Consider the following 25,180-nt stretch of genomic DNA (forward strand, 5'->3'; position numbering starts at 1 on the left):
CCGGTGAACGTCGTCACCGTACCGGTTCGCGACTTCGCGCGCCAGCCTTATCCATAGAGACATGGTGCGGGCGGCGAGCATTCAGGCCCGCTCTACTCCGCCGGGGCGGCGGCCGCGCCGCAGGAGGCGAGGCCGACGCCTTCGCCGTCGCCGCGCTCTTTGATCATCGAGCCGATCGTCGGCTTGCAGCGCCCGCAGACCGGCGCGCAGCCGAGCGCGGCGTAGACCGCCTCAGGTTCGGACGCACCGCCCTCAATGGCCTGACCGACCGACTTGTCGCATAGCGCGTTGCACAGACAGATATACATCGATGCTCATCCTTGTTCGACGCCGCCGAGCCTGGACTATTCGCCGGTGCGCCGCCTTTCGATATGAGAATGGATATCATTTGCATTCGCAGAATTGCAAGGGGAATCGACCGAAAGGCGCCGCGCCTGTCACTCGTCGACCCAAGCGCGCATCAGGGTGCTTTGCGTCTTCAACAGCAGGTCCAGCGCGCGGTCGCGATCGCCCCCGTCGCGCAACGCGACCGCCGCCTGATCCAGATCCAACAGGGTCTTCCGCCGGTCCGCCTGCGCACGAGCGACCGAGCGTCCCCAGCGGACGACTGCGTAGCGCACGCCGCACTCGACCGGCGCGACCCGATGTAGGGCGGTGGCGGGGTAAAGGATCGTCGACCCGGCGGACCGCCTTGAAGCGGCGGGCGCGGATGCGGAGACCGTCGAGGGCGTTCGCCGCCAGGTGGATGAGGTGAAGCCGGCCCGGCCGTCTCTGGCTCCGCCAACGACGGTGGAGACGAACCCGCCGCTGCTGCACGGCGCGGCCGCGCGGATCGAGATCGCGGCGCCCGCCCTCAGCTGAGCGGCGCGCGACGGCGCCTAGAGGCCGGCGGCGTCGGCGGGAGCGCTTCGCCCCCGTCGACGCGTCGCGCCGATCTCCCGCCCGAAAAGCTTCAGTCCCAGGAACGGGTGCTTCAACTGGCCGAGGAACGTCGCCGGCATCGGCTGATCGATGCCGATGCGGCTCGACGGTCGGTAGGGCCGGTAATAGTGCGTGCCGCACAGAAGGTCGAACAGCATCAGGTTTTCGCCGTAGTTCTTGTTCCCCTCCGCCAGATCGCGCGAATGGTGGAAGCGATGCAGCACCGGCGTGTTAAAGACGTAGTTAAGCCACCCGAAGCGCATGTCGACGTTGCAGTGGGTTAACATGCCGATGAAGGCGGTGGTCGCGCTGACCCATTTGAAGATCTCGATCGGCGCGCCCGCCAGGAACAGGATCGGCTGGCTCATCAGGATGCTGGCGGTGGTGTCCACCACATGGAAGCGGCCGGTATTGACGAAGGTCAGTCGGGTCGAACTGTGATGCACGGCGTGGAAGCGCCACAGGAACGGCCATTCATGCGCCAGGCGGTGGGCGGTGTAGAGTCCGGCCTCGACCAGCACCATCGCCAGCGCGACCTGCAGCGGCATGGCCCAATCGCTCGGCCAGACATCGTGCAGGCCCCCGTCGCGCAGCGCGACCTCGGCCAGTCCGAACGCGGCCCCGACGGCCACCATGACCTGCACCGCGCTCTTGTTCAGGACCGTGTGCGCCAGATCGGCGCCGATCTGCCCGTCGTTCTTCAGCCAATCGCGCTCATAGGGCCACAGCCGCTCGGCGCAAAACAGAACCGCCGCCAAGGTGAGATAGGCGACGTTGAAGGCCAGGAAGGCGTAATCATTCGCCATGCCCCACGCGACGGCGCCCAAACACGCCGCCAGAAGACCGGGCCATAACAGATATTGGCGAAGCAAGGTCGCTGCTGATCGCATTGTTCTTCTTAAACCGCCGGGGGTGAGTCTCGTTCGCACGCGTATTCGTGATGAGGACGACGGCGCCGCGCGTCGCGGCCGTCTGCGTCGTCCGGCTCCATCCCGCCCCGCTTCGGCGTGCGCCTCCGTCGGGCGTGCACGCTCGCTGCGGTTATCTGTTGCGGCGGCGCGACGTTTTCAAGTCTAATCGGTTACGGTGAGACGCTTAGGCGCTCGGCGCTGTTTTCGCGCAACAGCAAGGCCGGCAGCACCAGGCAGCTGGCCAGCAGCACCGCCGCGACCCCGATCGTCAGGAATTCACCCATGCCGGCGACGCCGCGATTATCGGACAGCATCAAGGTGGCGAAGGACGCAATGGTCGTCGCGCCGCTCAGCAACGCCGCCCGCGGCGTCGAGGAGCGCATAAGCAGCGCAAGCGAGGTCTCCTCCCGCCAGCGCATCACGAAATGCAGCCCGTTGTCGACGCCAAGCCCCAGAATCAGCGGGATGACGATGACGTTCGTGCTGTTGAAGGGTCGATCGAACAGCACCGAATAGCCGCCCAACACGCTCGCCGCCAGCGCCAGCGGCAAGATCACCGCCCCGGCCGCGCGCGCCGACCCCAAAAGCGCCCAGACCAGCAGGAAGACGGCAGCGGCCGCGGTGGCGACCGCCTGCAAGAAGGCGTCCGTCACGATCCGACCGACGCCGGCCTCCAGCGCGGGCCGACCGGTTGCGTCCGGATAGAGCGCCGTCACCGCCTCCACAAACCGGCGGAGCGCGCGAAAATCCCGCACATCCTCCGTCGGCGTCGCCACGGCCCGCCCGCGCCCCTGATCGGAGACGTAACGCGCCTTCAACGCGTCGGGCACGTCCGCCAGCGTCGTCCGCTCGGCCTGCAACGCATCCTTGAGTCGCTGTAGAACCGCCGGCAGGCGGTCGGTCAAGCGCTCGGCGTAGCCGGCGATCGCCGCCTCTCCTTCCTTCTCGATGGCGGACAGCGCCTCGGCGAGACGTTCGACCTGGGGGCCTTGCGCCGCGGCGGCTGTCGCGCGCAGGCGCTGAACAGCCGCCAGACGCCCGGCCGCATCGAGCGCCGGCCGGGTTTCCGCCGGATTGAGCGCCGGCCAAAGGCTCGCCGCGAGATCCCTGACGATCGCGAGCTTCACGTCCTGGCCGTCGGGAACTAAGCTCGCCGGTCCTTTCGCGGTCGCCACCTCCGGCAGCACCGACAGACGCTTGGCGATCGCATTGGCGGCCTCCGGCGTCTCGGCCGTGATTGACAGCGAATAGGCCGTCAGGGTCCCGTCCTCCTGCAGATCGCGCAGGGCGGCGATGGATTCGGCGTTCGGATCCTTCAGCGACAGCGTGTTGAAATCGAAGGCGATTTGCGTCGACAACCCGGCCGCGACCACCCCCAGCGCCAGGGCCCCGAGGCGAATGGCGCGGGCGCGGCGGTCAATCCAGCGCGCGATCTTGACCCCGCCCGGCGTGACCCGTCCCTTATCTTCGTCCAACCCGTCTGCGCCGAGCAGCGTCAACAGCGCGGGCATGACGGTGTAACTCGCGACAAGCGCCAGGACCATGCCGCCGGCGGAAATCAGACCGAGTTCCGCAAGCCCGCGAAAGTCGGTCGGCAGGAAGGCGAGAAACCCCACCGCCGAGGTGATCGCACACAAGGTCAACGCGCCCGCCGCCGCGCCCCCGGTGCGCGCGGCCGCCCGGTCGGCGCCGTCGGCGAACGCCGCCTCCTCGCGATAACGCAGCGCGAAATGGATCGCGAAATCGATCCCCAAGCCGATGAAAAGAACCGCGAAGACGACCGACAGCAGGTTAAGCGAGCCCACCGCCAAGGCCGCGTAACCCGCCGTCCAGGCGAGCCCGGTGAGCAGCGTCAACACGCCGGTCGCGATCATCCGGCTCGAGCGAAACCCCACCCACATCACAGCCGCAACCAGGGCCAGCGAAATCAGCCCCGCGCGCTGAATGTCGGCGATCATGCCGTCCACCTCCTCCGCCGAGAGCGGCCCGCGTCCGGTCAATCGGACGCGATAGCCGTTCTCGGCCGTCAGGCCCAGCGCCTGCGCCTGGGAACGGATCACGCGGCTGGTGTCGCCGCCCACCTCCTGCTCCGCCCCGTCCAGCCGGCCCTGCACCAGCAGAAGCCGGCGGCTGGGCGCCGCCTCCGCCCCCAACAGCAGGCTGGACCAGGAGGCCGCCGGCGGCGCATCCGCCAGCGTGCGCTCGGCCGCATCGGCCAGAAACTCGGCAAGATCCGGCGCTTCAGCGGCGTCCCGGGCGACCGCCCCCTCATAGATGTCGGCGACGCCGCGCAGACTGGGATCCTTCGCCAGAACCGCGATGGCCGGCTGGGCGGCAAGCAGCCGATCGGCCAACGTCTCCAACCGTTCCGTCTCAAGGTAGAGCAAGGCGCGGCGGCGCATGAACTCGCTGGAATCCGGCGCGCGCACGGCGTTGAAAAGGGCGCCGTGCTCCTCCAGGGCGTTTTGAAGATTGAGTTGCGCCGCCGCCGCCTGGTCCGCGCCCGGCGCGTCGATCACCACGATGTTGGTGCGGCGGTCGTAGGTGAACTCGCGCTTGTACGCCTCGTAGGTCTCAAGGAACGGCGTGTCGGCGGGGATAAGGGCGGTCGCCTCGGGCTCAACCTCCAACGTCGCCGCCGCCAGGGCGACGCAGGCCGCCGCCAGGCCCCACGCGGCGGCCAGCACGGCCTTGGGGCGCACCGCCGCGCGTCGTGCGCAGGCGGCGGCGAACCGTTTCAGCCGAGGGGAGAAGCGATCGATCACGGTAATGAGTCTAGCCGAAGCCTGCGTGTTTTTGCGCGAAAAGCGACGATCGGGTATTTATGCGCCTGGGCGGGTGCGATAAACCCCTGCGCCACGGCGGCGCCGCATTAATGTCGGACGCCGACCCAAAAGACGCCGTAAAGGGAGGGGACGTTCGGCCGTCGGCGCGCGCGAGAGGGTGCGCGCCGTCCCCGTCATGCGCGTTTCATAGAGACGCCCGCGCTTCTTGCGCGCGAACTTGGAGCTGTACGCCGATGACCTTTTCCCTGATGCGCCCGCGCCGGCTCGCCGCCGTTGCGCTGGCGATCCTGACGCTCGCCGCCGCGCCGGCTCAGGCGCTCGACTCCCAGCAGGCCGAGCAGGCCCGCGCGGTGGTCACGCAGCTGGCCGACGATCTCTCGACCTTGGCGAGCAGGTCCGCGGACCTGTCGCGCGCCGAGTCCGTGGAGGCGGCCCGCGACATCCTGCGCGACAGCTTCGACCTTGAGCGCATCGCCGCCGCGACGGTCGGCGCCAGCCGGTTCGAGAAGTGGACTGAGGATCAACGGGCCGACTATGTGGACGCTTTCATCCGCTATACGCTGGCGAGCCAGACCGGCGCGCTGACCCGATACGAGCAGGAAAAGCTCGCGATCGAGTCCGTGCAGGAAGGCCCCAGCGGCTTGGTCATGGTGCGCACGACCTACAGCGGCGCGGACGGCGCCTCGACCGTGGACTTCATGCTGGCGCGCAACGCCGAGCGACGCTTCCAGATCGTCGATCTGGTGGTCGACGGCGCGGTCAGCCAATTGCAGCTGCGCCGGGCCGAGTTCGGCTCGGTGCTGAAATCAAAGGGGTATGACGGTCTGCTGGCGATCCTGCGCGAGAAGACCGAGAAGCTGCTCGCCAAGCAGAGCTGACGGCGCGCGGCGGAAGCGAGGGAGCGACGGCGTGCGGACGAGCTATCGAACGGTGAGCGCGGCGGGCGGCCTTCTGCTCGCGGCCGCGCTGATCGCGCTCGCCCTGCCGGTCGAGGACGCGAGCGTCGATCGCTTCGCCCGTTGGCTGGAGCCGACGAACCAGTACTACGACGCATTTCGAATTGAAATTTCGATCGCGATTCTCGGACTTTTTCTGCTCTGGGCCGGGCCGGCGCTGCATCGACTTCATCCCGATCCCGCCGCCCTGCCCCGCTGGCGTTGGCGCCCGCATGTCGTCTTCGGGCTGATCGCCTTTCCCGCTTTCTGGATCGGCCATCACGGGCTGCTCGGCAAGCCGGACTGGATCTGGGCCGAAGACGGGCCGATGGAATATCTGACGGTCGCGCTATTGGTCGTCTCCGGCGGCTTGGCGCTGGCGGCTTGGCGGCGCGATCGCGCCCGGCTCGACAAGGCCGAGCGGGTTCTATTGTGGACCTTCGCGCTCAGCCTGTTCTTCCTCGCGGCGGAGGAGGTCAGTTGGGGCCAGCGCATCCTCGACATCGAAACGCCGCCGGCGCTCGCCGAAAAGAACGTCCAGGGCGAGATCAATCTGCACAATCTGACGGTCGGATGGAACGAGGTCTTTCGGATGCTGATCGCCTGCCTTCTGTCCGCGCTGATCTGGCTCAATGAGGACGACCGCATCCCGGGCCTGCGCGGGCGCCTCCAGACGCTGAAGCCGCCGCGGGGCTGGTTCTTCTGGCTGCCGGTCCTGCTGATCCCCGCGCACCTTTACGACGAGCTGTTCGAGCAGGTGGTCTCTTTCGCGATCCTGTCTTATGCGCTGCTGCTGGTTCGACGACCGCGCCATTCTTGACCCACTGTCACAGGAATTAACGCAAGCCGGGTCTTTTACGCCGCTCCGGACCGCGTACACTCTGCGGCTATCATGACCCCGCGCTCAACAGGCTTCACCCGCACGCCCGCCGACCCCGGCTACCGCCCGTCGGCCCGGGCGTGGTTCGCCTTTCTGTTGGGCTGTTGCTTCTTCGGTTACGCCTTCCTGCAACGCGTTGCGCCCAGCGTCATGACGGACGAGCTGATGCGCGCCTTCTCGGTCGGCGGCGCGGCGTTGGGCTCGTTGTCGGCCTTCTATTTCTACGCCTATGCGGGCATGCAGCTGCCGGTCGGACTGCTGATCGATCGCTACGGGCCGCGCCGGCTGATGGCGGGGGCGATGGCCTTGTGCACGATCGGCTCGGTCGTGTTTGCGATCAGCGACTCGCTGGCGCTCGCCTCGCTGGGCCGGGCGCTGATCGGCGGCGCGGTCGCCTTCGGTTATGTCGGGGCGATGACGATCGCGGCGCATTGGTTCCCGGCGACCCGCTTCTCGCTGCTGGTGGGAATCCTGCAGGCGGTCGGCATGGCGGGGGCCGTCGCCGGACAGGCGCCGCTGCGCCTTGTGGTCGACGTCGCGGGCTGGCGCGAGACGTTGATGATGGTCGGCGCGCTGGCGGCCGTGCTCGCGACGGCGCTGTTCCTCGTGCTGCGCGACCGGCCGGACAAGCGCAAGGTCGGCGGCGGCGTCATGGCCGGGATCGGGCATGTGCTGCGCCGGCGCGACACCTGGGCCAATGCGGTCGCGGGCTTGAGTCTGAGCGCGCCGATGCTCGCATTCTCCGGCCTTTGGGCGGTGCCGTGGCTCACCCAGGTGCACGGCTACAGCAAGGCGGAGGCGGCGGCGACCGCCTCCCTGGTCTTCATCGGCTGGGGCGCTATGGCGCCGGTCTACGGCTGGCTGACCGACCGGATCGGCCGGCGCAAGCCGCTGCTTTATCTCGGCTTCACGATCGCGGCCTCGGGCCTCAGCGGGTTAGTCTACTTGCCGACGCTGACGCCGACGATGATCTCGACGCTGACGCTGATGGTCGGGCTCGGCGGCTGCTCGATGGTCTTGAATTTCGCCCTGGTGCGGGAAACCAACCGGCCCGGCGACGCCGGCGCGGCGCTCGGTTTCGTCAATATGTGCGTGGTGGCCGCGGGCGCGATCTTCCAGCCGCTGCTCGGCTATCTGCTCGACCTTCGCTGGGAAGGCGCGATGATCGACGGCGCGCGGCTCTATTCCGAGGACGGCTATCGCCTCGCCTTCTCCGCGCTGATCGCAATGCTGGCCGCGGGCTTCGTCGCGACGCTGATCATGCGCGAGACGCGCTGCCGCCAACTGGTGGAGGATTGAGGCGGATGACGGTCGAAATCGCCGCGGAGAGCCCCGATCAAGGCGCGATCGGCTGCCTGATCCGAGAGAGCGACGCCTACTACGCGTCGCTCTACCCGCCCGAGCAGAACCACCTTCTGGACACGACCGAATTGAGCGCGCCCGGCGTCACCTTCCTGGTCGCGCGCTGCGACGGGGTCGTCGCCGGCTTCGGCGCGATCGCGGTGCGCGACGACGATGAGACGCCCGGCGCACGCTACGGAGAGATCAAGCGGATGTACGTCGCCCCCGCCATGCGGGGCGCGGGCCTCGGTCGCAAGCTGTTGGAGGCGCTGGAGGCGCGCGCCCGCGCGCTCGATCTGCCGCGGCTGCTCCTCGAGACGGGCACGCTGCAGCCCGAGGCGCTCGCCCTCTACCGGACCGCGGGCTTCGAGGAGCGCGGCCCCTTCGCCGGCTATCCGGACGAGGGGTTCTCGTTGTTTTTCGAGAAGCGGCTTTAGGGCGCGCCGAGCGGCCTAGCGGATCAAAACGTCATCCCGTGCGCCCGTCAGGCCGACCCGGGATCTCGCAGATCGCCGCGTCGACCTTGAGAGTCCGGTTCACCGCTGCGCTGCGGCCGGGATGGCGTTGTTTCGAGCAAAAAAGGCGGAGAGAGCGCCCTCACGCCACCGAGAAGCTTTCCCCGCAGCCGCAGCGGGCGGTCTCGTTGGGATTGGTGAAGGTGAAGCCGCTTTTCAGCTTGTCCTCGGTGTAGTCGATCTCGGCGCCGACCAGGAACATGGTCGCGGCCGGGTCGATCAGGATCTTGGCCCCGTCGATGTCGACCTCTTCCTCGAACTGCTTCTTCTCAGTCGCGTACTCGACCACGTAGGACATGCCCGAGCAGCCCTTGCTGGACACGCCCACGCGCAGGCCGATGACGCCGTCGCCGCCCTTCTCGACCAGCCGCCGCACCCGGTCGGCGGCGCGATCGGTCAGGCTCACCAGGGGTTTGTTGGGGTCGAACATCGTCTCACCATCCTCGCTAGAACCAGCTTAACCCTATATCAGGATGCGCTCAGAATAAATCCAGGGCGAGCTTCGCGTCCTCGCTCATCATGTCGGGGCGCCACGGCGGGCTCCAGGTCAGGGTCACCGTCACGACGCCGATGCCCTCCACGCCCGCGACAGCGTCGGCGACCTGCTGCGGCATCTCGCCGGCGACCGGACAGGCCGGCGCCGTCAGCGTCATGTCGATGTCCGCGTCGCCCTCGTCATTGACGTCGCAACGATAGATCAGCCCCAGATCGTAGATGTTCACCGGGATTTCCGGATCGTAGACGCTGCGCAACGCCGCCTCCACCGCCGCCGGCTCGGCGACGGCGGCGCCGTCCGGCAACGGCTCGCCGGCTAGCGCCTGCGTGCCTTCCTCTGCGCCGGGACCCGCCCCCATCATGCCGAGATAAGGGTGCACCAGATCGGCGCCCGTCTCCGGCGCGCCGGGGGACTCGCCCCCGGGCGCCATCACGTCGCGGGTCTTCTCGTCGCTGTTCTCGCTCATTGCGTCCCTCACGCCTCTTCCAACCGATCCTCAGCCGAAGATCTTGTTCACCTTCTCCAGCGCCTCGCCCAAGCGGTCGATCTCCGCGCGGGTGTTGTACATGCCCATCGAGGCGCGCGTCGTGCCGGCGACGCCCATCCGGTGCATCAACGGCTCCGCGCAATGGTGCCCGGCGCGCACGGCCACGCCCTGCTGGTCGACGATGGTCGCGATATCGTGCGGATGCGCGCCGACCATCGTGAAGGAGACGACGGCCGTCTTCTCCGGGGCCGTGCCGATGACCTTGAGGCCGTCGACCGCGGCCAGCCGCTGCATGGCGTAGGAGAGCAGATCGCGCTCATGCGCGCCGATCGCCTCCAGCCCGATCGACTGCACGTAGTCGATCGCCGCGCCGAGGCCGATCGCCTCGGTGATCGGCGGCGTGCCGGCCTCGAACTTCGCCGGCAGGTCGGCCCATTCGGATTTTTCGAACGTGACGGAGGAGATCATGTCCCCGCCGCCCAAGAACGGCGGCATGCGGTCAAGGAGATTCTCCCGCCCGTACAGCACGCCGATCCCGTTGGGGCCGTAAAGCTTGTGGCCGGTGAAGACGTAGAAGTCGCAGTCGAGGTCCTGAACGTCGACCGGCATGTGCATGACCGCCTGGCTGCCGTCGAAAAGCACCCATGCGCCGGCGTCGTGCGCCGCCTCCACGATCTTCTTCGCAGGCGTCACCGTGCCCATCACGTTCGAGACGTGGGTCACGGCCACCAGCTTGACGCCGCCCTTCGCGAGGATCTTCCGGTAGGGCTCCATCAGGAATTCGCCCTCGTCGGAGACGGGCGCGACGACGAGCTCGACCCCGTGCGAGTCGCGCAGCATCTGCCAGGGCACGATGTTGGAGTGGTGCTCCATCTCCGAGATCACCACCTTGTCGCCGGCCTGCAATAGGCCGCGACCCAGGCTGTGGGCGACGAGGTTCATCGCCTCGGTCGCGTTCTTGGCGAAGACGATCTCCGCCTCACTGCGGGCGTTGAGGAAGCGGCGCACCGTATCGCGCGCGCCCTCGTAGGCCGCCGTCGTGCGCTCCGAGAAATCGTATGCGCCGCGGTGGACGTTGGCGTAGCAGGTCTCAAAGCTCTCGCGCATCGCCTCGATCACCGCGCGCGGCTTCTGCGCCGACGCCCCGTTATCAAGGAAACACAAGGGCTTGCCATGTACCTGCTGGCTCAAAATCGGGAAGTCGCGCCGAATCGCCTCGACGTCGTAGGCGTCGCTCGGCGCCGGATCCCGGATAATCGCGTCGGCCGTCGTGGTCATGCGCCGATGCCCTCCATATCGCTCAATTTCGCGGCCAGCGCGGCGCGCAGCGCCTCGCGCGCGGCCTCGTCCGTCACCGCTTCGACGCTGTCCAGCATGAAGGCCTCGATCAGCATCGCGCGCGCCTGATTCTCCGGAACGCCGCGAGCGCGCAGGTAGAACAGCTGGTCGCGGTCCAGATCGCCGGCGGTCGCGCCGTGCGCGCAGGCGACGTCGTCGGCGTAGATCTCCAGCTCCGGTTTGGCGTCGACCTCCGCGCCGTCGGCCAGCAGAAGCGCCTTGTGCAATTGGTGCGCATCGGTCTGCTGGGCCGCGCGCTGCACCCGGGTTTTTGCCTGGAAAACCCCGCGAGCGCGATGGTCCAGCACGCCCTTGAAGGTCTCCGCGCTCACGGTCGCCGGGGCGGCGTGGTCGGTGTAGAGCGTGTTGTCGACAAGGCGCTCGCCGTCGCCCAGATAGGCGCCGTTGATCGTAAGCGACGCCGCTTCGCCCGCCAGCAGGGCGCGCACTTCGCGCCGGGCCAGCGCCGCGCCCAGCTGCAACACGAAGCCGTCATAGACCGCGCGCTCGTCCAGCCGGATCGCAGTGGAGGCGATGTGGTAGGAGTCCGTCCGCTCGTGCTGCAGGACGTAATGGCCGAGCCGCGCGTCGGCGCCGACGGCGATCTCACTGACGCTGTTGGAGAAGGTGGCGCCCACGCCGGCGCCGACATGGCTCTCCAGGACGCTAAGCGACGCCCCCTCGCCGACCGACAGCACGAGGCGCGGCAGGCAGGCGGCGGCCGACTCGCTCGCGTCGTTCTGGGCCAGAAAAATCAGATGAAGCGGCGCCTCGACGCGCGCGCCGGGGGCGACGTCGATCATCCAGCCGTCTTCCAGGGCGGCCGTGTTGAGGGCGGCGAGCGGCGCGTCGGTGAACCCCGCGTCCAGCGTCAGCCGATCGGCGACGCTTTCATCTTCCGCCTGGATGGCGGCGGCGATGGAGCGTACGCGTACGCCCTCCGGAAGCGCGTCCAGCTGGGACAGGCTGGGCGAGACGCGTCCGTTCACCAGCACCAGGCGCACGCCCTCGCCGCTCAGGACGTGGTCGGGCAGGCGCGGCGCGTCGACGGTGTGCGCCTCAGCAAAGCCGAGCCGGCGCAAGCCGCGCAGGTCGGTGAACTTCCAGCGCTCGACATGACGCGTCGGCAGGCCGGCGGAATCGTAGGCCTCCGCCGCCTGAACGCGCAGCTTGGCCAGCGCGTCGCGCCGCTCGGCGGCGGCTCGCACCGTGTCGCGGAAGGGGTCGACTGTCTCTTGATCGCTCATCGCGCTCAACTTTGCTCCATACCCTCAGGCTCAGGCCGCGTCGACAAAGTCGGCGTAGCCGTTCTTCTCCAGTTCGAGCGCCAGCTCCTTGCCGCCCGAAGACACGATCCGCCCCTTCGAGAGCACATGGACGTGATCCGGCACGATGTAATCCAGCAGGCGCTGGTAATGGGTGATGACGACGAACGCGCGCTCCGGGCTGCGCAGCTTGTTGACGCCGTCCGCGACGATCTTCAGCGCGTCGATGTCGAGGCCTGAATCCGTCTCGTCCAGGATCGCGAGCCGCGGCTCCAGCACCGCCATCTGCAGCGTCTCGTTGCGCTTCTTCTCGCCGCCGGAGAAGCCGACATTGACCGGGCGCTTCAACATCTCGTCGGACATGTTGAGCTCCTTCGCCTTGGCGCGCAGTTGCTTGACGAAGGCCATGGCGTCCAGCTCGTCCTCGCCGTGATACTTCCGCTTTGCGTTGAGGGCGTGCTTCAGAAACGTGGTGCCGCCGACGCCCGGCAGTTCGACCGGGTATTGGAAAGCCAGGAACAGCCCTTCGCAGGCGCGCTCTTCCGGGGCCATCTCCATCAGGTCCTTGCCGTCGAAGAGGACGCCGCCCTGCGTGGGCTCATAGCCCTCACGACCGGCCAGCGCATAGCTCAACGTCGATTTGCCGGAGCCGTTGGGACCCATGATCGCATGCACCTCGCCCGGATTCACGGTGAGGTCGATGCCTTTGAGAATCTCCTGGCCGCCGACTTCCGCGTGCAGGTTCTTGATCTCCAGTAGCGCCATGTCTTCCGTCTCTGCTTTCTCAACCCCACCTCGTGAGAAGGCGCTTGGCGCCTCCTCTGGGTGAGCGTTTCGTTCATGTCCCCGCCCCGCGACCTTATCCCGAGCAGCCGCTCTGAGGCCGCGTCTCGAAGGAGGCGTGGGCGCCGTCGCTCCGTCAGCCCACGCTGCCTTCCAGCGAAATCCCGATCAGCTTCTGCGCCTCGACCGCGAACTCCATCGGCAAGGTCTGCATCACGTCCTTGCAGAAGCCGTTGACGATCAGCGCGATCGCCTCCTCCTCGCCGAGGCCGCGCGAGAGGCAGTAGAACAGCTGATCTTCGCTGATGCGGCTCGTCGTCGCCTCATGCTCCAGCTTGGCGGACCGGTTGCGGCTCTCGATATAGGGGATCGTGTGCGCCCCGCAGGTCGATCCGATCAGCAGCGAATCGCACTGGGTGAAGTTGCGCGCGCCTTGCGCCTTGGGCAGCACGCGCACCAGCCCGCGATAGGTCTGATCCGCCCGGCCGGCCGAGATGCCCTTTGAGATGATCCGCGAGCGGGTGTTCTTCCCGATATGGATCATCTTGGTGCCGGTGTCGGCCTGCTGGCGGTTGTTGGTGATGGCGACCGAGTAGAACTCGCCCACCGAATTGTCGCCCTGCAGGATGCAGCTGGGATACTTCCAGGTGATCGCCGAGCCGGTTTCGACCTGCGTCCAGCTGATCTTGGAGTTCTTGCCCCGGCAGGCGCCGCGCTTGGTGACGAAGTTGTAAATGCCGCCCTTGCCGTTCTCGTCGCCGGGATACCAGTTCTGGACGGTCGAGTATTTGATCTCCGCGTCGTCCAGCGCGATCAGCTCGACGACGGCGGCGTGCAGCTGGTTGGTGTCGCGCTGCGGCGCCGTGCAGCCTTCCAGGTAGCTGACGTAGGAGCCCTTGTCGGCGATGATCAGCGTGCGCTCGAACTGACCGGTCTCCTCGGCGTTGATGCGGAAATAGGTCGACAGCTCCATCGGGCAGGTGACGCCCGGCGGGATATAGACAAAGCTGCCGTCGGTGAAGACGGCGGAGTTGAGGCAGGCGTGCTTGTTGTCCGAATAGGGCACGACCGAGCCGAGATACTTCCGCACCAACTCCGGATGGGTCTGCACCGCCTCCGAGATCGAGCAGAAGACGATGCCCTGCTCCTCCAGCGTCTTCTTGTAGGTGGTCGCCACCGAGACGCTGTCGAAGACCGCGTCGACCGCGACCTTGGGCGCGCCCTCGACGCCGGCGAGCACCTCCTGCTCCTTGAGCGGGATGCCGAGCTTCTCATACGTCTCGCGGATCTTGGGGTCGAGATCGTCGAGGCTCTCGAGCTTCTCCTGCTTCGGCGCAGCGTAGTAGTAGATGTCCTGGTAGTCGATCGGCGGCACGTCGACCTTCTGCCAATCGGGCTCCGGCATCTCCTTCCACATGGCGAAGGCCTTGAGGCGCCAGTCGGTGAGCCACTGCGGCTCGCCCTTCTTGGCGGAGATCATGCGCACGATCTCCTCGTCCACCCCCTTGGGCAGACGGTCTGTTTCGATGTCCGTCGAGAAGCCGGCTGCGTACTTCTGGCCGAGCTTTTCGACCTTCTCGATGGTTTCAGTCGTCGCCGCCATCGTCCCTTACCCTTCGCTAGCGCCTGAACTCGTTTACGCGTCCGCCGGCGCGGGGGCCGCGTCTTCGGCCTCCTCACGCTTCCGGCCGAAATTGATCGCCGCTTCCGTCTGCGCCGCCGTGAGATCGGCGAGGCTTACGGAATCGAGCGCGCCTTTGACCGCCTCGTTCACCCGCTGCCAGTGCCCGCTGATCGGGCACAGGCTCTCCACCGCGCAGTTGTCGTCCGAGCCGTCGACGCAGGCCGTCAGAGCGACCGGCCCGTCGAGCGCGGTGATGATCTCGGTGACCGTCACCTCAGCCGGCGCGCGCTCCAGGCTGTACCCGCCCTGCGCGCCCCGGTGCGAGACGATCAGCCCGCCGCGGCTCAACAGCTTGAGCGTCTTCGCGACGGTCGGCTGCGGCAGGCTCGTGCGCTCGGCGAGCTCGACGGCGGTCACGACCGTGCCCGGTTCGCGCGCCATGCGGCTCAGCACCACCACCCCGTAATCCGCCATCCGGCTCAGCTTGAACATGCGGGCCTCTCGCCTGCTAACGCCTTCAATTGCGAGGCGTTCTCAAATCAGGACCAAATTCGTCCTCTTTCACACACTATGTAGCAAGCGACGGCGGAAAGGCAAGCGAGAATGGCGCGAGATCGCCGCCCGGTCGACGAGATCGCCGGCTCGAGCCCCGGGTGACGCGTCCGGCGAAGGCGGGCGCATCATCCCGTCGGCCCGGACCTGTTCCGGGCCGACACGCAGCAGGCGCAGACGGAGCGGACCGCCGTTCCCCCGAAACGAGCCCGGGGCGGCAAATGCTGCCGGAGGATCCGCCCCCCGCCCGCCCCCGCCTCCTACCCCTCCCGCACCCAGCGCCGCAGCACGCGGGCGAGGCTTTCGGGGTCGCGCTCCATTTGGCGGGCGATGCGCTCCAGCGCCTCTTCCATCCGGCGGCTCTTCAGCGCGCCGCGGGCGTAGGCGCGCTCGATCGCCTGCGGATCGATGGCGGCGGGCTCGCGTCCCGGCGGGAGGCCGCTCTGTCCGGGCGCACGCGCCATGAATTTTCGCCTCACATCACGCCGTAGGCCAGCATGGCCTCGGCCAGCTTGCGGAAGCCGGCGCGGTCAGCCCCGGTCAGATAGTCGACCGGGCCGTCCTCGCCGTCGGCCGCCTCGCCCCAATCGTAGCAGAGATCATGGATGCGCCGCATCGTCTCTTCGAGCGCCTCGCACAGCGCCTCGTCGCTCCAGGCGCGGCGCACGGAATTCTGGCTCATCTCGAGCCCCGAGAGCGCGACGCCGCCGGCGTTCGCCGCCTTGCCCGGGCCGAAGACGATTCCGGCGTCAGTCAGGCGCTTGAGCGCAGCGGCGTCAGTCGGCATGTTCGCGCCCTCGACGACGAAGCGCGCGCCGCCGTCGATCAGCGCCTTGGCGCCGGCGTCCTGCAGTTCGTTCTCGGTCGCGCAGGGGGCCGCGACATCGCAGGCGACCTCCCAGGGCGGGCCGTCGTGATGCGCCGCGCCGTCGATCTCGTCCGCGACGTCCGCAAGCGCGCGCCCGTGCGCCTTGGCGTCGGCGATCTGCTTTAGGCGTTCCTCGTCCAGCCCGTCCTCGACGCGCAGATGCCCGCCGGAATCGCTCAGGGTCAGCACCTTGGCGCCCTGGCGGATCGCCTGTTCGGCCGCGTGGAGCGCGACGTTGCCGGCCCCCGAGATCACCAGGCGCTTGCCCGCGATCTCCTCCTCCTGCGCGGCCAGCATGTGGGCGAGGAAGAAGATCACGCCCCAGCCGGTCGCCTCCATCCGGTATTCGGAGCCGCCGAAGGCCAGCCCCTTGCCGGTGAGCGAGCCCTCGAAACGATTGGTGATGCGTTTGTACTGACCGAACAGGTAGCCGACCTCCTTCTCGCCGACGCCGATGTCGCCGGCCGGGACGTCCTCCTCCGGGCCGATATGGCGATGCAGTTCGGTCATGAAGGCCTGGCAGAAGCGCATGATCTCCGCATGGCTTTTGCCCCGCGGATCGAAATCCGCGCCGCCCTTGGCGCCGCCCATCGGCAGGCCGGTCAGCGCGTTCTTGAATTGCTGTTCGAAGCCGAGAAACTTCAGAACCGAGAGATTGACCGACGGGTGGAAGCGCACCCCGCCCTTGTAGGGCCCAATCGCGTTGTTGAACTGCACGCGATAGCCGCGGTTCATCCGCACCGCGCCGTCGTCGTCCTGCCAGACGACGCGGAAGGAGATCACCCGGTCGGGCTCGGTCATCCGCTCCAGGATCTTCAGGTCGCGGTAGATCGGCTTGTCGTCCAGCATCGGCAGGACGCGCCGCGCGACCTCGCGCACAGCCTGGTGGAATTCGTCCTCGTGGGGGCTGCGCGCCTCAATGTCGCGCATGAAGGCGTCGAGCGCCGATTGGTCCGTCGCCTGTCGGTCCGTCGCCTGTCGGTTCGTCATTATGGAGCCTCTCGTCGTTTCGGGCTCCAAGGCATGTAGGCGGGCGGCCGGCGCGATCAAACGCCGACCGGGATTGCGCCTCAGCTGTCTTCGGGCACCCGGAACCTGACGCCGTCGAGCGCGTCGGTCACGCGGATCTGGCAGGACAGCCGCGAGGTCTTGGTCAGTCCGAAGGCGAGATCGAGCATGTCCTCCTCATCCTCGCTCGGCGCGTCGAGCTTGTCGTACCAGTCCTGATCCTCGACGATCAGATGACAGGTCGCGCAAGCGAGCGAGCCCTCGCACGCCGCCTCGATATCGATGTCGTTGGCGGTCGCCACCTCCATGACCGACAGGCCGGTCTGCGCCTCGACCTCGGTTTCGCTGCCGTCGCGATTGATGAAGGTGATCTTCGGCATGGGACTCGACCTCTCTTCTTTCACGCGTTTTGGATCAGGGACCTCAACCCGCCTCCGGCGCGGCCAAGCGCGGCGCGAAGCGCGCTCTACATGGTCAAAGCGATCAGCGCTGTCAAAGGGAATCGGGTCATTGACGCGCCCTCAGGCGGCGCCGCGCCGGCTGCGCAACCGGCCGACGGTCTCAATCAACCGGTCGGAGGCGGTCTCCACCTCCTCCTGCGTGGTGAAGCGCCCGAGACCCAAGCGGATCGACGCCGCGACCTTGCCGGCCTCCAGTCCCAAGGCCTGCAGCACGTGGCTCGCACCCGGCGCGCCGGAGGAGCAAGCGGACCCCGAACTGACCGCGATCCCGTCGAGCGCCGCCATCAACTCCTGCCCCTCCAGACCGGGGATGGTGACGTTGAGGTTGCCGGCGATGCGCGCCTCGCGCGAGCCGTTGAGGAAGAGACCGTCGATCTCGGCCTCCAGCCGCTCCAGGAGTCGATCGCGCAGGCCTTTCAGGCGCTCGGCCTCGCGCTCGCGCTCGCGGCCGGCGATCCGCGCCGCCGCGCCCAGCCCGACCACGAGCGGCGTCGGCAGCGTGCCGGAGCGAACGCCCTTCTCCTGCCCGCCGCCGTCCATCAACGCTTCGACCTGCACCTTCGGCTTCTTGCGCCGCATGTAGAGCGCACCGACGCCTTTGGGTCCGTAGATCTTGTGTCCGGAGACGCTCATCAGGTCGATCGCCATCTCGTCGACGTCGAGCGGGATCTTGCCGAACCCCTGCGCCGCGTCGGTATGAAACCAAGCGCCAGCAGCCCGCGCGCGCTTGCCGATTTCGCCGAGCGGCTGGATCACGCCGATCTCGTTGTTCACCGCCATGACGGAGATCAGCGCGGTGCGCTCGTCCAGCGCCTCTTCCACGGCGTCCAGATCGACCAGCCCGTCGCGCCCGATGGGCAGGCGCACCACCTCGAAGCCCTCGCGCTCCAAGCGCGCGGCGCTTTCCAAGACGCAGGCGTGCTCGCTCGCCACGGTGACGATTTTGTCGCGCCCCTCGGCCTCGCGTCGGCGCCGGCCCGCCCCCTTGATCGCCAGATTGTTGCTCTCGGTCGCGCCGCTGGTGAACAGGATGTCGCGGCCCTTGCCGCCGATTTCGGCCGCGACGGCGTCTCGCGCCTGATCCACCGCCTCGGCTGCGTCCCAGCCGTATTTGTGTTCGGCCGAATGCGGATTCCCGAAGCGCTCGAAAAACCAGGGCGTCATGGCGTCGACGACGCGCGGATCGGTCGGCGTCGTCGCCTGATAATCGAGATAGATCGGCTGGGCCGGGCGGTTGGTGGTCTCGTGGTCGCGGCGGATGCTCATAGGGCTAGATTTAGGCGGCCTTCGCCTTCGCCGCCAGTTTTTCATAGGCCGCCAGAAAGCGGTCGACGTCGTCGTCGCGCGTCGCCCAGCCAAGACTGACGCGGATGGCCGCGCCGGCCAGATCGTCCGGCCAGCCCATCGCGCTCAATACATGGCTTTTCGTCACCTTGCCCGAGGAGCAGGCCGACCCGGCGCTGACCGCCACCCCGTCGAGATCAAGCGCCATCACCTGCTTCTCGGCCGGGAGGCCGCGCAAGGCGATGCAGCTGGTGTTGCCGACCCGCGGCGCATCCGCGCCGGCGATCACGACCTGCGGCGCCGACGCGCGCACGCCGGCCTCCAGACGATCGCGCAGGGCTTCGACGCGCGCCGCCTCCGCGCGCCATCCCTCCGCAAGCTCCTGCGCCGCCGCACCGAAGCCCGCGATTCCGGGAAGGTTCTCGGTGCCCGCGCGACGCCGTCGCTCCTGCCCGCCGCCCAAACTTTCAGGCTGGAACGGCGCGCCTGCACGGATCAGCAAGGCGCCGACGCCGGGCGGTCCGCCCATTTTGTGAGCCGAGAGGCTGAGATAATCGGCCGCCGACCAAACCGGCGCCAGCTCCATGCGACCCGCCGCTTGCGCGGCGTCGACGTGCAGGCGCGCTCCGGCCGCCCGCACGAGGGCTGCGACGTCCTCGATCGGCTGCACGACGCCGGTCTCGTTGTTGACCGCCATCACGGAGACGAGCGTATCCCCTGCGCCGGAGGACAGCGCCCGCTCCAGCGCCGCCAGATCCAGACGCCCCTGCCCATCCACGGGCGCGATCTCTCGATCGGCGCGCGCGGCCAGCACCGCATCATGCTCGACCGCGCTTACCAGAACCCGCTCGGCATCGACCGCGCGAAGGGCGAGATTGTCGGCTTCGGTGGCGCCGGCCGTAAACAGCACAGCCTCCGGGGCGGCGCCGGCCAGGGCCGCCACGGCGCGGCGCGCCGATTCCAACGTTGCGCGCGCGCCGCGTCCGGCCGAATGCACGGATGAAGGATTGCCGCCGGACTCCAGCGCCCGGGCCGCAGCCGCCGCGGCGCACGGCCGGCACGGAGCGGTCGCGTTGTAATCGAGATAGACCGGAGCGCTCATGGCGGGCGGCCTCGCTTGGCTGAGACGCGTCGTTCGACCCCGACCATGCTAAGCCGCAGCGAGAGATGCAAGAGCGAGGCGGCCCCTCACTCGCCCGTGGCGAGCATCTCTTGGCTGAAACTTCGGTGACGGGCGAGCGCGCCGTTCAGAACGTCGGCCAGCGATACGCGGGTGAGGAAGGCTTCGATCTCATCCCCAAGCGCATGCCACAGATCGTGCGTGGTGCAGCTCGCCGCGCTCTTGACGCCGCCTTCGGCCGCGCATCTACACGCGCGCGGATCGCTCGGCGCGCAATGGGCGCGTTGGCCGGAATCCTCGACGGCGTGCACGATCTCCGCGATCGGGATCTCGGTGTGGCCGCGCGCCAAGAGATAGCCGCCGCCGGGACCGCGCACGCTCTTAACAAGGCCGGCGCGGCGCATGCGAGCGAACAATTGCTCAAGATAGGACAGCGAAATGTCCTGGCGTTCGGCGATTTCGGCCAGGGGCACAGGCCGCGTCGAATGCCGAGAGGCGAGATCCGCGAGGGCCATCACCGCGTAGCGGCCTTTAGTCGTGAGCTTCATCGATCCTCCGAACCCCTGCCGTGCGCCGACGCCGCGTCGGCCGCCTATGGTCCCACCCCTCGGCGATCGGCCCTGACGACCCGAACCGCCTCCGCCTTGTAGCCAACTCGATGCGACCAACTCGGTCACATCGCGCCAGCCTTCAAATAGCGCATCTTGAACGCGAGTAAAGCCTTATGACTTTAAGGATATACGCAGCCGCGGCAGGATCGGTTCAACTGCGCGCGCCGGGCGAGCCGCGGCTTCGGTCCGGGGCCGCGTCGGCGTAGGGCGCCCCGGGGGAGCCGGCTTGGGACCCGCCGGTTTCCGCCAACCGCTCCTCCAGCGCCTTGACCTGCGCTTCAAGGGTGGAGACCTGTTGCATCAGCCCTTCGATGGCCCGGGCCGCGGGGTCGGGAAGATCCTGGAGCGGCGTGCCGTAAGGAGCGAAGCCGTCCGACTTCCGATTGGCCTTGCTGATGACGACTTTGGCAGGAATTCCGGCGACGGTGGCGCCTTCGGGCACGTCTTTCACGACGACGGCGTTGGCCCCCACGCGCGCGCCTTTCTCCACCGTGATCGGTCCCAGAATTTGCGCGCCGGACCCGACGATCACCCCGTCCCGCAAGGTGGGATGGCGTTTCTGGCAGCGTTGCTCGTCCGACGACTCGGCCGGCGAGACGCCGCCCAACGTGACGTCGTGATACAGCGTCACGTCATCGCCGATCTCGGCCGTCTCGCCGATTACGACGCCCATGCCGTGATCGATGAAAAACCGCTCGCCGATCGCGGCCCCGGGGTGAATCTCGATTCCGGTGAGCCACCGGGCGATTTGCGAAATCCCGCGCGAGACCAGATGCCAATCCTTCTTGTAGAGCTTGTGGGCGAGCCGGTACGCGATGACCGCGTGGAAAGCCGGATAAAACAGCGCAACCTCCACCCGCGAACGGGCGGCGGGATCGCGGGCGATCATGCCGTCGATTTCGGCGCGCAACCTGTCGAACATCGGATCCTTGCCTTCGCCGGTCTACGGCCCGTCGCATCGACGCGCTACGTCGGGCGGCTCCGGTCCTCTCTGGCGGCGCCGGCCCGATCGCCCCCGATCGGATCCGCGCGTTCCGCGCTCGGTTTCTTCGCGTTCGTGCGCGCCTGGGTGACGGCCTCGCCTCTCACCTCGCGCGGCTTGCCGAAACGCCCCTCTTCGACAAGGTTCCAAAATAGGCTCACGTCGACTACATATACGCAGGCGGTGAAAAGCGTCAAGCAGGCCGCTTGGAAATCCTAGGTAACTCAACACGTTGCCGAGAGCGCCCGATCTGCGCGTCACAAATGCGCCGGCCCTCGTCGAAAGGGAGCCCATGCCTGAAGTCATCATCAACGGTCCGGAAGGGCGCCTCGAAGGGCGCTACACCCACGGCAAGACGCCCGACGCCCCCATCGCGCTGTTTTTGCACCCGCATCCCGTTCACGGCGGAACGATGAACAACAAAGTCGTGTACGAGCTGTATCACACCTTCGCCAAGCGCGGCTTCTCGTGCCTGCGCTTCAATTTCCGCGGCGTCGGACGCAGCCAAGGCGAATTCGCCCGCGGCGAGGGCGAGCTGAGCGACGCCGCCTCTGCGCTCGACTGGCTGCAGACCTACAACGAAAACGCCGGCGCCTGCTGGATCGCCGGCTTCAGCTTCGGCGCCTGGATCGCCATGCAGTTGCTCATGCGCCGCCCGGAGATCAGCGGCTTCGTCGCCGTGGCGCCGCCCGCGGGGAAGGAGGATTTCAGCTTCCTCGCCCCCTGTCCGTCGTCGGGTCTGATCATCAACGGCGACCAGGATCAGCACTACCCGCCCGAGCAGGCGACGAAGCTGGTCGACAAGCTGCGCCAGCAGAAAGGCATCACCATCGGCCATGAGGTGATCCCGGGCGCGAACCATTTCTTCACGAACCAGGTGGAGACGCTGGGCGCCTGCGTCGGCGCCTATGTCGACGAGCGTCTCGGCGGCGGGACCAAGGCAAAACGCAAAACGGGGTGAGGGCCGGCGGCGCGCGCCCCCTCGCCCCGCTTTCAGTCGAACAGTGAATCGACCGCCGACTGATCCAGGCCGGCGCCGTTGGTCTGCGGGCCATGCAGCAGCGCGTCGCCGAACGGATCGTCCTCGGCCGCGCCGCCGCGGCCGGCCGAGACGCCCTCAAGCACCCGGGCGACCCGCTCAAGCCGCTGACCGGTGAGGTCCTGAAAGCTGCAGCCTTCGATCAGCACGACAAGGCTGTCGTTCAGTTGATCCAACGCATCGGCCGCGGCGCCGTCCTGCAAGCCCGGGCGACCGCGCAACAGGTCAAGGGCGCGGTCCACACGCTCGGTCACGCTCAACAGATGCTGAGCGGCGTCCTCGGTGTCGGCGATCACGCCGCGGAGCGCCTCCGCCTGCCGAGCCAGGACCTCCGCCGAGCCGCCGTCGTTCACCGCCGATTTGGCCTTCGCCATGTTCATTCCCTCTGTCGCCGACGCGCGCCCTCCTCCGCGGACGCCGGATCGACCCTGAAGGCTAAAGGCCAATGGTTAACGGATCGTCACCAAGAGTTTCGCGGCGCGCTCGGCGCCGCCAAGCGCCCGCCCACGGTCGGCGCGGCGCAGCCCGTCGTCTCCGGGAAGCTGATCGGCAGATCCCTTAGACGGCGCACAGCCATATAGCCGAAGGCCTGCGCCTCCAGGAGGTCGCCGTCGGTTCCGATCGCCTCCACCAGCGCCGCCGGCGCGCCCAGGCGCGCCTCCAGCGCCGCCATGATCGCCGGATTGCGCCGCCCGCCGCCGGTGACGTACCAGGCGCGCGGGCGATCGGGCAGCAGCGCGGCCCCGCGGGCGACGGCTTCGGCGGCGAAGGCGACGAGGGTCGCGGCCGCATCCTCGGTCGACAGCGCCTCGACCGACCCGACGTCGAAGGCGTTTCGGTCAAGCGACTTCGGATAAGGCGCGCCGAAATAGGGATGCTCGAGCATCGCGGCCAACGCCCGCTCGTCGACCCGGCCCGCGCGCGCCAGCCTCCCGTTCTCGTCGAAACCGGCGCCGGTGCGCCGGTGCACCAGATCGTCGATCGGCGCGTTGCCGGGGCCGGTGTCGAAACCGATCGGCGGGGAGTCGACGTCCGCCAGGAAGGTGAGGTTCGAGACCCCGCCGACATTCAGGAACGCCGCCGGGAAGGCGTCGATCGCCGCCGCCAGCGCGCGATGATAGACCGGCGCGAGCGGCGCCCCCTGCCCGCCCGCCGCCATGTCGGCGCTGCGAAAATCGAAGACGACCGGGATCCCCAGCCGATCCGCCATCGCCTGGCCGTCGCCCAATTGCCAGGTCCAGCCGGGGCGCCCGGCCTGCGGCGGCTGATGGAAGATCGTCTGCCCGTGGAAGCCGACGACGTCGATCGCCTCCGCCGCTCGGCCGATGCGGGCCAGTAAGGCCTCGACCGCCGCAATATGGGCCTCGGTGACGGCGGCGGCCGCGGCCTCGCTCGCCGCGCTCGCCTCCCGCGCGCCGAGCAAGGCCTGCAAGTCGCGCCGCAGCGCGGCCGGATAGGGGGCCGACAAGCCGGGGCCGGCGTGCACGCTTCCTTCCCCGTCGGTCTCCACGAAAGCGGCGTCGACCCCGTCCATCGAGGTGCCGCTCATCAAGCCGATCGCGCGGCGCATCGCCATTACGCTGCTCCTCATTGGCCCCTGCGCGCGGACGCGCGGCCGGGTAGGGCCGCGTTGAGCCCCCGGAAAAGCCGTGCTAAAGGCCCCATCCCGTCCGGCGGCAACCTTAGGCGATTAGCGAGCGATGAGCACGAGCTTCCGATCCGAATTCCTGACGACCTTGAGCGCGCGCGGCTTCCTCCAGGACGCCACCCATCCGGAAGAGTTGGACGCCGCGCTGAGCGACACGGCCCCGATCGCCGCCTATATCGGCTTCGACGCGACCGCGGATTCGCTGCACGCCGGGTCGTTGTTGCCGATCATGATGCTGCGCTGGCTGCAGAAGACGGGGCACAAGCCGATCGTCCTGATGGGCGGAGGCACCACCAAGATCGGCGACCCCAGCGGCAAGGACGCGGCGCGCCAACTGCTGACCGACGCCGACATCCAACGCAACATGGACGGCATCAAGCAGGTCTTCAAAAAGTATCTCAGCTTCGGCGAGGGGCCGACCGATGCGCTGATGGTCAACAACGCCGACTGGCTGGACGACCTCAACTATATCAGCTTCCTGCGCGACTACGGCCGTCATTTCTCGGTCAACCGGATGCTCAGCTTCGACAGCGTGCGCCTGCGGCTCGACCGCGAGCAGCCGCTCAGCTTCCTCGAATTCAACTACATGATCCTGCAGGCCTACGATTTTCTGGAGCTCAATCGCCGGCTGGGCGTCCGATTGCAGATGGGCGGCTCCGACCAGTGGGGCAACATCGTCAACGGCGTGGAGCTGGGCCGGCGCGTCGACCAAGCGGAGTTGTTCGGCCTGACCGCCCCGCTGCTGACCACCGCCAGCGGGGCCAAGATGGGCAAGAGCGCGGAGGGCGCGATCTGGCTCAATTCGGACAAGCTCAGCCCCTACGCCTATTGGCAGTACTGGCGCAACACGGAGGACGCCGACGTCGGCCGTTTCCTGAAGCTGTTCACGGAGTTGCCGTTGGCGGAAATCGCCCGGCTGGAAGCGCTCGAAGGCGCAGAAATCAACGAGGCGAAGAAAATCCTGGCTCACGAGGCGACCGCGCTCTGCCACGGCGAGCAGGCAGCGCTCGACGCCGCCGAGACGGCGCGGCGCACCTTCGAAGAAGGCGGCGTCGGCGAGAACCTCCCGCGCGTGGCGGTCGACCGGACGGCGTTGGAAGCCGGAACGCTCGGCCTCCTCCAGGCGCTCGTAGAGGCCGACCTGTGCAAATCCAACGGCGACGCGCGCCGTCAGGTTCAGGGCGGCGCGGTCCGGGTCAACGACGAGAAGGTGGGGGACCCCGCGCGCATGCTTGGGGCCGGGGATCTGCGGCCCGACGGCGGGATCAAACTTTCCCTCGGCAAGAAACGCCACGCCTTGGTGGAGCCGAACTGATCCTGCTCCG

At 68.1% G+C, this 25,180-nt stretch carries 26 protein-coding genes; 6 read left to right on the forward strand and 20 right to left on the reverse strand.

From position 1 onward, the window contains the following. Window positions 1-92 precede the first annotated feature (92 nt). From RIB45_RS14290 to RIB45_RS14305, 4 genes are all read right to left on the reverse strand, one after another. Window positions 93-308, reverse strand: coding sequence for a (2Fe-2S)-binding protein (locus RIB45_RS14290; RefSeq protein WP_350051047.1), 216 nt, complete (start codon window positions 306-308; stop codon window positions 93-95). Between the two features lie 129 nt (window positions 309-437). Then, window positions 438-620 (reverse strand): 2OG-Fe(II) oxygenase family protein, encoded by a 183-nt coding sequence (locus RIB45_RS14295; RefSeq protein WP_350051048.1) that lies wholly within the window; start codon window positions 618-620, stop codon window positions 438-440. Between the two features lie 258 nt (window positions 621-878). Further along, window positions 879-1,727, reverse strand: a complete 849-nt coding sequence (locus RIB45_RS14300) for a sterol desaturase family protein (protein ID WP_350051049.1) — start codon at window positions 1,725-1,727, stop codon at window positions 879-881. Window positions 1,728-2,002: 275 nt separating this feature from the next. Beyond that, entirely contained in the window at window positions 2,003-4,597 is a 2,595-nt protein-coding gene (locus tag RIB45_RS14305; protein ID WP_350051050.1) for an MMPL family transporter, read from the reverse strand. A gap of 254 nt (window positions 4,598-4,851) precedes the next feature. Between RIB45_RS14305 and RIB45_RS14310 the strand changes: the two genes are divergently transcribed. The 4 genes from RIB45_RS14310 to RIB45_RS14325 all read left to right on the forward strand — a co-directional run bounded on the left by RIB45_RS14310 (window position 4,852) and on the right by RIB45_RS14325 (window position 8,211). After that, entirely contained in the window at window positions 4,852-5,496 is a 645-nt protein-coding gene (locus tag RIB45_RS14310; protein ID WP_350051051.1) for an MlaC/ttg2D family ABC transporter substrate-binding protein, read from the forward strand. Window positions 5,497-5,527: 31 nt separating this feature from the next. After that, complete coding sequence (locus RIB45_RS14315; RefSeq protein ID WP_350051052.1) at window positions 5,528-6,373, forward strand: hypothetical protein; 846 nt, start codon at window positions 5,528-5,530, stop codon at window positions 6,371-6,373. Window positions 6,374-6,445: 72 nt separating this feature from the next. Next, the gene (locus RIB45_RS14320; protein WP_350051053.1) at window positions 6,446-7,732 is read left to right on the forward strand and encodes an MFS transporter; all 1,287 of its coding nucleotides are present in this window, start codon (window positions 6,446-6,448) and stop codon (window positions 7,730-7,732) included. 5 nt (window positions 7,733-7,737) lie between these two features. Continuing rightward, window positions 7,738-8,211 (forward strand): GNAT family N-acetyltransferase, encoded by a 474-nt coding sequence (locus tag RIB45_RS14325; RefSeq protein WP_350051055.1) that lies wholly within the window; start codon window positions 7,738-7,740, stop codon window positions 8,209-8,211. A 160-nt stretch (window positions 8,212-8,371) separates the two neighbouring features. Here RIB45_RS14325 and RIB45_RS14330 read toward each other — a convergent pair whose 3' ends face one another. The 14 genes from RIB45_RS14330 to cysE all read right to left on the reverse strand — a co-directional run bounded on the left by RIB45_RS14330 (window position 8,372) and on the right by cysE (window position 21,108). Continuing rightward, window positions 8,372-8,719, reverse strand: coding sequence for a HesB/IscA family protein (locus RIB45_RS14330; protein WP_350051057.1), 348 nt, complete (start codon window positions 8,717-8,719; stop codon window positions 8,372-8,374). Window positions 8,720-8,768: 49 nt separating this feature from the next. Next, window positions 8,769-9,251, reverse strand: coding sequence for a DUF59 domain-containing protein (locus RIB45_RS14335; RefSeq protein WP_350051058.1), 483 nt, complete (start codon window positions 9,249-9,251; stop codon window positions 8,769-8,771). 30 nt (window positions 9,252-9,281) lie between these two features. After that, a complete protein-coding gene (locus RIB45_RS14340; RefSeq protein ID WP_350051059.1) occupies window positions 9,282-10,550 on the reverse strand; it encodes an aminotransferase class V-fold PLP-dependent enzyme in 1,269 nt (422 codons plus the stop codon). Next, window positions 10,547-11,857 carry a Fe-S cluster assembly protein SufD gene (sufD, locus tag RIB45_RS14345; RefSeq protein ID WP_350051061.1) on the reverse strand — a complete coding sequence of 437 codons (1,311 nt, stop codon included), beginning with the start codon at window positions 11,855-11,857 and terminating at the stop codon, window positions 10,547-10,549. Before sufD ends, RIB45_RS14340 begins: the two co-directional genes overlap by 4 nt. Before the next feature lie 30 nt (window positions 11,858-11,887). Then, window positions 11,888-12,640, reverse strand: a complete 753-nt coding sequence (gene sufC / locus RIB45_RS14350) for a Fe-S cluster assembly ATPase SufC (protein ID WP_350051062.1) — start codon at window positions 12,638-12,640, stop codon at window positions 11,888-11,890. 154 nt (window positions 12,641-12,794) lie between these two features. Continuing rightward, a complete protein-coding gene (gene sufB, locus RIB45_RS14355; RefSeq protein ID WP_350051063.1) occupies window positions 12,795-14,261 on the reverse strand; it encodes a Fe-S cluster assembly protein SufB in 1,467 nt (488 codons plus the stop codon). 33 nt (window positions 14,262-14,294) lie between these two features. Next, window positions 14,295-14,774, reverse strand: a complete 480-nt coding sequence (locus tag RIB45_RS14360; protein ID WP_350051064.1) for an SUF system Fe-S cluster assembly regulator — start codon at window positions 14,772-14,774, stop codon at window positions 14,295-14,297. Between the two features lie 320 nt (window positions 14,775-15,094). Next, window positions 15,095-15,298, reverse strand: coding sequence for a hypothetical protein (locus RIB45_RS14365; protein WP_350051065.1), 204 nt, complete (start codon window positions 15,296-15,298; stop codon window positions 15,095-15,097). Window positions 15,299-15,309: 11 nt separating this feature from the next. Next, complete coding sequence (gene gdhA, locus RIB45_RS14370) at window positions 15,310-16,692, reverse strand: NADP-specific glutamate dehydrogenase (protein ID WP_350051067.1); 1,383 nt, start codon at window positions 16,690-16,692, stop codon at window positions 15,310-15,312. 80 nt (window positions 16,693-16,772) lie between these two features. Further along, window positions 16,773-17,090: a ferredoxin family 2Fe-2S iron-sulfur cluster binding protein gene (locus tag RIB45_RS14375; protein WP_350051068.1), complete on the reverse strand. Its 318-nt coding sequence runs from the start codon at window positions 17,088-17,090 to the stop codon at window positions 16,773-16,775. Between the two features lie 141 nt (window positions 17,091-17,231). Then, entirely contained in the window at window positions 17,232-18,437 is a 1,206-nt protein-coding gene (locus tag RIB45_RS14380) for a cysteine desulfurase family protein (RefSeq protein ID WP_350051069.1), read from the reverse strand. A gap of 10 nt (window positions 18,438-18,447) precedes the next feature. Further along, window positions 18,448-19,557 carry a cysteine desulfurase family protein gene (locus RIB45_RS14385; protein ID WP_350051070.1) on the reverse strand — a complete coding sequence of 370 codons (1,110 nt, stop codon included), beginning with the start codon at window positions 19,555-19,557 and terminating at the stop codon, window positions 18,448-18,450. A gap of 86 nt (window positions 19,558-19,643) precedes the next feature. Next, entirely contained in the window at window positions 19,644-20,123 is a 480-nt protein-coding gene (locus tag RIB45_RS14390; protein ID WP_350051071.1) for an Rrf2 family transcriptional regulator, read from the reverse strand. Between the two features lie 214 nt (window positions 20,124-20,337). After that, window positions 20,338-21,108: a serine O-acetyltransferase gene (gene cysE, locus RIB45_RS14395; protein WP_350051072.1), complete on the reverse strand. Its 771-nt coding sequence runs from the start codon at window positions 21,106-21,108 to the stop codon at window positions 20,338-20,340. Between the two features lie 352 nt (window positions 21,109-21,460). On the opposite strand from cysE, the gene RIB45_RS14400 reads away from it, so the two are divergent. Beyond that, window positions 21,461-22,129 (forward strand): alpha/beta hydrolase, encoded by a 669-nt coding sequence (locus tag RIB45_RS14400; protein WP_350051073.1) that lies wholly within the window; start codon window positions 21,461-21,463, stop codon window positions 22,127-22,129. A 32-nt stretch (window positions 22,130-22,161) separates the two neighbouring features. Here RIB45_RS14400 and RIB45_RS14405 read toward each other — a convergent pair whose 3' ends face one another. Next, window positions 22,162-22,581 (reverse strand): hypothetical protein, encoded by a 420-nt coding sequence (locus RIB45_RS14405; protein WP_350051075.1) that lies wholly within the window; start codon window positions 22,579-22,581, stop codon window positions 22,162-22,164. Window positions 22,582-22,667: 86 nt separating this feature from the next. Then, the gene (locus RIB45_RS14410; RefSeq protein ID WP_350051076.1) at window positions 22,668-23,783 is read right to left on the reverse strand and encodes an anhydro-N-acetylmuramic acid kinase; all 1,116 of its coding nucleotides are present in this window, start codon (window positions 23,781-23,783) and stop codon (window positions 22,668-22,670) included. Window positions 23,784-23,907: 124 nt separating this feature from the next. Here RIB45_RS14410 and tyrS point away from each other — a divergent pair, with 124 nt between their 5' ends. After that, window positions 23,908-25,170: a tyrosine--tRNA ligase gene (gene tyrS / locus RIB45_RS14415; RefSeq protein ID WP_350051077.1), complete on the forward strand. Its 1,263-nt coding sequence runs from the start codon at window positions 23,908-23,910 to the stop codon at window positions 25,168-25,170. The last annotated feature ends 10 nt before the right edge of the window (window positions 25,171-25,180 follow it).

The sequence above is a fragment of the Marivibrio sp. genome (genome assembly GCF_040218065.1).
Classification (GTDB): Bacteria; Pseudomonadota; Alphaproteobacteria; order UBA8366; family Aestuariispiraceae; genus Marivibrio.

Excerpts from the sequence above, each read along its gene's own strand:
- RIB45_RS14290 (WP_350051047.1), bottom strand. The coding sequence starts at position 308 with ATGTATATCTGTCTGTGCAACGCGCTATGCGACAAGTCGGTCGGTCAG.
- RIB45_RS14300 (WP_350051049.1), bottom strand. The coding sequence starts at position 1,727 with ATGGCGAATGATTACGCCTTCCTGGCCTTCAACGTCGCCTATCTCACC.
- RIB45_RS14310 (WP_350051051.1), top strand. The coding sequence starts at position 4,852 with ATGACCTTTTCCCTGATGCGCCCGCGCCGGCTCGCCGCCGTTGCGCTG.
- RIB45_RS14320 (WP_350051053.1), top strand. The coding sequence starts at position 6,446 with ATGACCCCGCGCTCAACAGGCTTCACCCGCACGCCCGCCGACCCCGGC.
- RIB45_RS14325 (WP_350051055.1), top strand. The coding sequence starts at position 7,738 with ATGACGGTCGAAATCGCCGCGGAGAGCCCCGATCAAGGCGCGATCGGC.
- RIB45_RS14330 (WP_350051057.1), bottom strand. The coding sequence starts at position 8,719 with ATGTTCGACCCCAACAAACCCCTGGTGAGCCTGACCGATCGCGCCGCC.
- RIB45_RS14335 (WP_350051058.1), bottom strand. The coding sequence starts at position 9,251 with ATGAGCGAGAACAGCGACGAGAAGACCCGCGACGTGATGGCGCCCGGG.
- RIB45_RS14340 (WP_350051059.1), bottom strand. The coding sequence starts at position 10,550 with ATGACCACGACGGCCGACGCGATTATCCGGGATCCGGCGCCGAGCGAC.
- sufD (WP_350051061.1), bottom strand. The coding sequence starts at position 11,857 with ATGAGCGATCAAGAGACAGTCGACCCCTTCCGCGACACGGTGCGAGCC.
- sufC (WP_350051062.1), bottom strand. The coding sequence starts at position 12,640 with ATGGCGCTACTGGAGATCAAGAACCTGCACGCGGAAGTCGGCGGCCAG.
- sufB (WP_350051063.1), bottom strand. The coding sequence starts at position 14,261 with ATGGCGGCGACGACTGAAACCATCGAGAAGGTCGAAAAGCTCGGCCAG.
- RIB45_RS14360 (WP_350051064.1), bottom strand. The coding sequence starts at position 14,774 with ATGTTCAAGCTGAGCCGGATGGCGGATTACGGGGTGGTGGTGCTGAGC.
- RIB45_RS14365 (WP_350051065.1), bottom strand. The coding sequence starts at position 15,298 with ATGGCGCGTGCGCCCGGACAGAGCGGCCTCCCGCCGGGACGCGAGCCC.
- gdhA (WP_350051067.1), bottom strand. The coding sequence starts at position 16,692 with ATGACGAACCGACAGGCGACGGACCGACAGGCGACGGACCAATCGGCG.
- RIB45_RS14375 (WP_350051068.1), bottom strand. The coding sequence starts at position 17,090 with ATGCCGAAGATCACCTTCATCAATCGCGACGGCAGCGAAACCGAGGTC.
- RIB45_RS14380 (WP_350051069.1), bottom strand. The coding sequence starts at position 18,437 with ATGAGCATCCGCCGCGACCACGAGACCACCAACCGCCCGGCCCAGCCG.
- RIB45_RS14385 (WP_350051070.1), bottom strand. The coding sequence starts at position 19,557 with ATGAGCGCTCCGGTCTATCTCGATTACAACGCGACCGCTCCGTGCCGG.
- RIB45_RS14390 (WP_350051071.1), bottom strand. The coding sequence starts at position 20,123 with ATGAAGCTCACGACTAAAGGCCGCTACGCGGTGATGGCCCTCGCGGAT.
- cysE (WP_350051072.1), bottom strand. The coding sequence starts at position 21,108 with ATGTTCGACAGGTTGCGCGCCGAAATCGACGGCATGATCGCCCGCGAT.
- RIB45_RS14400 (WP_350051073.1), top strand. The coding sequence starts at position 21,461 with ATGCCTGAAGTCATCATCAACGGTCCGGAAGGGCGCCTCGAAGGGCGC.
- RIB45_RS14405 (WP_350051075.1), bottom strand. The coding sequence starts at position 22,581 with ATGGCGAAGGCCAAATCGGCGGTGAACGACGGCGGCTCGGCGGAGGTC.
- RIB45_RS14410 (WP_350051076.1), bottom strand. The coding sequence starts at position 23,783 with ATGGCGATGCGCCGCGCGATCGGCTTGATGAGCGGCACCTCGATGGAC.
- tyrS (WP_350051077.1), top strand. The coding sequence starts at position 23,908 with ATGAGCACGAGCTTCCGATCCGAATTCCTGACGACCTTGAGCGCGCGC.